A 5,661-nucleotide genomic window follows, 5' to 3' on the forward strand; every position below is an offset into this window, starting at 1 on the left:
TGCGGTGGTCGTTCTCTATAAGGATCATTCACTCGCCGGATTGCGTTTCGCTCAGGCACGCGGTATACCGCATTTGAGTATTTCATCTGGGGTGTTCGAAATCGCGCCGGAAATAGCATGCTTCATGTGTGCGCCGACTGCGTCTGCAGTGGTGCTGGGTTATGAGTGGCTGGTAGGTGCCACAACAGTTCCAGCGCTCCATCTGACGAAATCATTCGCTCAGATAGATGAAATTCGTATTGATGCGTTGGTCGATGACCAGGATACAGGTGGGCCGGCGGTAGCCGAAGATTTTAGATATCTGAACCACTTCATGCCCGCCGCGCTTTCGCGCCGGGATGGCAACTGGCTTTGGCGGGAGGGTGATGCCGCAAAGGCGGTTTTCTCAGCGCTTGATGGTAGCAAAATCAACGCTTCCGGCTTTTCTTCTATCGATGTAGCAGGACTGGCAGCCGCAACAGGAGCGCTCAGCGTACAGTTCAATCTTGGCCAGGGTATCAGTTCAAGTCGGCGTAAAGGCGGCCCATTATCAACAGAAATTATCCTTGATATTTCTGGTCATGATCACACCGGGCAGCCGCTTCGGACAAGACATGCGGTCGTGCATCCAGGCGGTGCTGCACCCCTGACCGGGATGGGAATAGCCTTGCTTCTTGAGCGACTGGTCGGTCTGGATGGAAAACCACCGATCACGCCTGGTTTGTACTTTCCTTTTCAGATTCTGGATACTTCACACTATTTAGCACGCCTCGGGCAAGAAGGCGGAGAGGTTCTGGAACTCCCCCTTTTATAAATACTCTTAAGCAACATCCGGCGAGGCGGGCAATAGCCCGCCGGTGTTGTATTGATTTGTCTCCCTGAGATATGACGCTGCAAGATCCAGGAGGCTATTGGCCTGCTCACATCAAGAAGCAGTCATGACGGACCTGTGAAAAAATTAAAGTATTACGGTAGCTCTGCGGGAATATCTGAGTGCATCGTGAACCCTGGATTGAACTCAGAACAGTTTTCAGCGAATGGCTTTCAGGAAATTTTATGCCAGCATCGCAGCCTGTGATGCCCTGGACGTTCGGGCTAAAAGGCATTATGTTCCAACAATGATGATGGCTGATATTTACTTTTAGACAACCAATGCGTACTTCCTGAAATCGCTGTAATATTCTTCTTTCACAGTGAGTTTTTGATAATCAACCAACGGATACATCAAGATGAAAAGGCTTGGCATTGTCTTTTTTGCAGCTTCGTTAGCAGCTTGCTCAAACACCCCAGTTCCAACGAATGAGGCGAAAGAGGTGGCAGGCCCGCAGCTCTTATCCACTGCATATGCAAAAGCTGCACCTGATACGGGCGAGGTGGTTATCAAACGCGATGCCGGAAGAATGGGGAGCTTATGCAACTTATATGTATTCGTTGATGGAAACCCTGTAGCAAAGCTCTACCCAGAAGAAAAAATAACACTACATTTAGCTCAGGGCAGGCACATACTCAGTGCAGATCCAAGAGGAGCATGCCCCGGAGGCATGAGCGAGCAGGTAACCGATGTAGTCAAAGCGTCAACCCAGGTATTCCGGGGTAGTTTTACCAGTGCAGGAGATTTCAATCTTTTACCCACGGCTTTTTAAGGCTGGTCATCCTCAAAGAATGTTCATCGTGTGGGCATACAAGGACGATATGAATCGCCACGGGTTTAACAGACACCTCAGTGTCACTTAAAATGACGTGAAGGGAGGTGTCCCTGAACGGCAAGCGTTATCCTGGAGAGTTCAAAACGAAGCAGTCAAACAACCAGGATGCATTCGGTCAGGTTGATATCTGGTTACGGGCTATAAAGCTGCGTAAATGAAGCCCCGCTATTGTAGTGATACTGAGCGTGCCCGGTTTACCCGGGTTTATTTGACCCGACGTAGGCAGGACGGTCTCTGCCCTGCCATGACACTGTAATTCTGAATAAGTTATAGGCTGCAGATTTTTGTGTTACCAGCGGGCGCTCTTCTGGCGCTTGCGGTCTTGATCGCAGGTAGAACAATCTCTACTGAGTGACCCTGATGAGGACTCCGGCAATCACTAATCCGCCTATAAGTGAGCCAATCAACAATCTTTTTAAGCCTGATTTAGCCTTCATACTGACTTTAAGGTTTTCTACCAGTTCCGCGTTTTGCTGTCTTGCATCGAGCATTGCAATAAGAGCCTGGGTCACAGATTTAAACTGTGCTTCATATCCTGCCATTTCCCGCTCAGAGCATACGTGGCCTTCATGAACGACCATATTTCTTAGGTGAGCCATGCGCCCAATGTTTCGTTTTATTCCAGATTCAAGTACGTCAGAAAGCGATTCAACAAGCTCTTTAAATCCCGCGCCTTTTGCACCATTTTTACGTAGCAAATCCTCCACTCGTGTGGCATAGGTGATGATCACCCACATTTTTCTGGCCTGGGCTTCTTCTGTGTCGTTCATTTTCATCTTCTCATCACCATAACCTTTGTTATTCATGCGATTTCATACTGCACCAGGGTGCAATAATTTGCAGATATATTACCATATGGATATAATAATAATACCAAACGGGAGGTTGCACATGAAACAATTTACCCCTGAGATCAAAAAGCGTCAGCCTGAACGCCTATGGCAGTATGCCGGACTACAACACGCAGATGGCGTTGCATTACTCGGGCAGATTCATGAAGGCCTGGATGGAGCCGTAGCCGGGCGAATCACTACCTGGGCACACATCACGCAATCAGATTTACGCAAGATGTCCGGGATTCCGAATACTACCTTCAACCGAAGCATTAAGGCTCGCTTTTCTGCGGAACAAAGCGAACGTCTGGTTCGTATTATCAGGGTGCTGGACAGAGCCGTGGAGCTTTTCGAGGGAGACAAGGCTGAGGCAAGGAAATGGCTGAATGAACCTGCCCGCGCTCTTGGGTGGAAAACTCCGGCAGAAGTGATGACCTCCGAAACAGGCGCATATGAAGTGCTCAGGTTAATCACCCGGATTGAGCATGGAGTTTACTCTTGATTCTTTACCGTCTGACCAAAACAAGATATTTGCCAACAGCCTGGACAGGCTCAGGGGCCAAAGAGGCAGGTGGTAGATGGAACAGCCCGGGAACAGCGATGGTATACGCTTCCGGTACAGCATCCCTGACCATGCTGGAAACCCTGGTTCATTTGCGTGCTTCACAATTGCTGGATTATTATACTCTCCTGCAAATTAACGTTCCGGACAAGCTGATCATGAGCGCGGATATGACCCTTTTTCCTGATAACTGGCATGCCGAAGAGGCTCCCTGGGAACTGGCTGCATATGGCGATGCATGGATAGAAAGTGAGGCATCGGTAGCGTTGCGCGTACCAAGTGTACTGTCGCCGGTTGAATTTAATTATCTGCTTAATCCTGGCCATTCTGCATTCAAGGACATTACGCATACTTCCGAAGAAATCCCGTTCCGCTTTAACAGCAGACTGAAAGCTGAACAACAGTGACGCCCATTCATTGATCCTGTGTGGCAACGGTCAACCAATCACCCGCAGTAATCCAAGAACAGCTAATTTTGGTGCGACTCCTGCTTGGCGAGGAAATCTGGCAGCATGCTGCCATGACAGCGGCTTATAGAGGGAAGATGAAGGCAACTGCAATGATACGGGCACTCCGTACCTCACCATGATGCCGGTAAAGGAGGACTTCAGCTGATAACAGCATCGTGTTATCAGAACTGGCTTAGCCCACGCAGATCCCTACAGCCGCCGAGAAGGCACATCTCTTATCAGTAGGCCGAGCAAGTTTTACTCTCAGCGTATCTCACTTTACAACGAATATACAAAGTCATGAGCTAACTATATTCGTTCCAGAGAAGTGCTCACGACGACCATCCAGTTGAGTCGACGCCCCCCAGGCATTGACAGGTGATATTAAGCAAGGCATATTGTTATGTTATAACATAACAATATTTTTGGGATGAAATACTCACTATGCGTCTATTATTAACTTTGCTGCTGTTATTTCCCCTGGCTGATGCGTTTTGCCTCCAGCTACCCGATAACAACTGAAAACTGTGGTTTTAAAGAGACATTTAAGCATGCTCCTGTGCGTGTTGTGACAATTGGACAGCACGAGACAGAGCTGATGCTGGCATTGGGTCTGGAACAAAAAATTGTAGGTACATCTGTCTGGTTTGGTGCATTACCAGATGATTTAAAACAGCAAGGTCAAAAACTAAAGCGACTTGCTGAGAACGCACCTGGATTCGAAGCAGTAGCAGCTCAGCGCCCTGATCTTGTTCTTGCCCAGTACAGCTGGCATGTTGGCCCCCAGGGCGAGGTTGCGACGCGGCAGCAATTCGAACAGCTGGGTATCAGGACCTGGATCTCTCCAGCAGATTGTACAGCGAAAGCCGTCACCGCTACCTCCAACGGTGATGGTGCGCGTTCAGAGCCTTACTCAATCAATATCATTTTTGATGAAATCACAGCACTGGCGCGTATTTTTAATGTGCAGGCATGTGGCGAGACGCTTAAGCAGAAGTTGACTGATCGTATTGCCGCCGCGCAGCAGCACATTCACACGCCGCCAGGACTACCACTGAAAGTGGTTTACTGGTTTTCAAGTACCCGACTGAAAGGCGATCCGTGGGTGGCAGGCAGTAAAGGCGCTCCAGGCTGGATTAGTAAAACACTCGGTCTGAAGAATATCATTGATTCTGACGAGGAGTGGCCTTCGGTGACATGGGAATACATTGTAAAGGCTCAGCCTGATATTATTGTTATCGCGAGTATGGACAGAAGACTTTACCCCGCCGATGACGTAGCGATCAAAAAGCAGTTCCTGGAAACTGACCCCGTAACACGCGAAATATCTGCAGTCAAAAAAGGACATATAGTAGTGGTTCCGGCCATGTCGCTCAATCCGTCATTACATAACGTAGAAGCAGTAGAACTGATTGGTCAGCAGATTAATGCTCTCACTCATACCAGATGAAATATCAATCTGTTTTTTACTGGCGAACCGGTCTGATAATTGTCTTCGGGATTCTGAGTCTGCCGTTAATGATGATACTCGCAGCTGCAACCGGCGATATACCGGTAAGTTTCGCGACTACTTTTCGCGCGATAACCAATGGCCTTGGTATAACACACTTCGATCTACCTGCTGTCGAAGCCGGAATTGTCTGGCAGTATCGTATGAGTCGTGCACTGATGGCGGCTAGCAGCGGTGGCGGACTGGCGTTATGCGGGCTGGTATTGCAGTCGTTGCTGCGTAATCCACTAGCCGATCCTTATTTGCTGGGCATCTCTGCGGGTGCCTCAACCGGAGCCGTCAGCGTTATGCTACTTGGTATTGGCAGCGGCGCTCTTACGACAGGTACCGGGGCGTTTATCGGTGCCTGTATCGCTTTTATGCTGATAGTACTGTTATCAGGTGGCATGCGCGAGAACACAGCACGCATTATTCTGGCAGGTATCGCCGGTACGCAGCTGTTTAACGCGCTGACATCGTACATTGTCAGTACCGCGGCCAATGCGGAACAGTCGCGGGGGGTTATGTTCTGGATGTTGGGTAGCCTTAGCGGGGTACGATGGGCTGATGCGCTACTGTGCTGCGCAGTGGTAACCATGGGGCTGCTGACGGTGATGTGCTATGGCCGCTCACTGGATACATT

At 49.3% G+C, this 5,661-nt stretch carries 7 protein-coding genes; 6 read left to right on the forward strand and 1 reads right to left on the reverse strand.

The annotated features are described in order from the left end of the window. Both ENTHG_RS23270 and ENTHG_RS25520 read left to right on the forward strand, forming a co-directional pair. Positions 1 to 793: hypothetical protein (locus tag ENTHG_RS23270; RefSeq protein WP_044185841.1), on the forward strand; the 793-nt coding region annotated here is incomplete at its 5' end. 415 nt (positions 794 to 1,208) lie between these two features. Beyond that, positions 1,209 to 1,622, forward strand: coding sequence for a hypothetical protein (locus tag ENTHG_RS25520; RefSeq protein ID WP_071825938.1), 414 nt, complete (start codon positions 1,209 to 1,211; stop codon positions 1,620 to 1,622). Between the two features lie 407 nt (positions 1,623 to 2,029). Here ENTHG_RS25520 and ENTHG_RS23280 read toward each other — a convergent pair whose 3' ends face one another. Beyond that, positions 2,030 to 2,491, reverse strand: coding sequence for a hypothetical protein (locus ENTHG_RS23280; RefSeq protein WP_044185846.1), 462 nt, complete (start codon positions 2,489 to 2,491; stop codon positions 2,030 to 2,032). A gap of 85 nt (positions 2,492 to 2,576) precedes the next feature. Here ENTHG_RS23280 and ENTHG_RS23285 point away from each other — a divergent pair, with 85 nt between their 5' ends. The 4 genes from ENTHG_RS23285 to ENTHG_RS23300 form a co-directional block, all read left to right on the forward strand. Beyond that, a complete protein-coding gene (locus ENTHG_RS23285) occupies positions 2,577 to 3,020 on the forward strand; it encodes an Xre family toxin-antitoxin system antitoxin (protein WP_044185916.1) in 444 nt (147 codons plus the stop codon). Further along, a complete protein-coding gene (locus tag ENTHG_RS23290; protein WP_044185848.1) occupies positions 3,017 to 3,487 on the forward strand; it encodes an RES family NAD+ phosphorylase in 471 nt (156 codons plus the stop codon). The genes ENTHG_RS23285 and ENTHG_RS23290 overlap by 4 nt, the downstream gene beginning before the upstream one ends. Positions 3,488 to 4,088: 601 nt before the next feature. Beyond that, the gene (locus tag ENTHG_RS23295) at positions 4,089 to 4,979 is read left to right on the forward strand and encodes an ABC transporter substrate-binding protein (protein ID WP_237567536.1); all 891 of its coding nucleotides are present in this window, start codon (positions 4,089 to 4,091) and stop codon (positions 4,977 to 4,979) included. Next, positions 4,976 to 5,661 (forward strand): FecCD family ABC transporter permease (locus tag ENTHG_RS23300; RefSeq protein ID WP_052332772.1); only part of this gene is annotated, 686 nt, incomplete at its 3' end. The genes ENTHG_RS23295 and ENTHG_RS23300, both read left to right, overlap by 4 nt.

Source organism: Phytobacter massiliensis JC163 (genome assembly GCF_000321045.1).
GTDB lineage: Bacteria > Pseudomonadota > Gammaproteobacteria > Enterobacterales > Enterobacteriaceae > Phytobacter_A > Phytobacter_A massiliensis.

Bases quoted from the DNA above. Each gene is read 5' to 3' on its own strand.
- ENTHG_RS25520 (WP_071825938.1), top strand. From the start codon at position 1,209: ATGAAAAGGCTTGGCATTGTCTTTTTTGCAGCTTCGTTAGCAGCTTGC.
- ENTHG_RS23280 (WP_044185846.1), bottom strand. From the start codon at position 2,491: ATGAATAACAAAGGTTATGGTGATGAGAAGATGAAAATGAACGACACA.
- ENTHG_RS23285 (WP_044185916.1), top strand. From the start codon at position 2,577: ATGAAACAATTTACCCCTGAGATCAAAAAGCGTCAGCCTGAACGCCTA.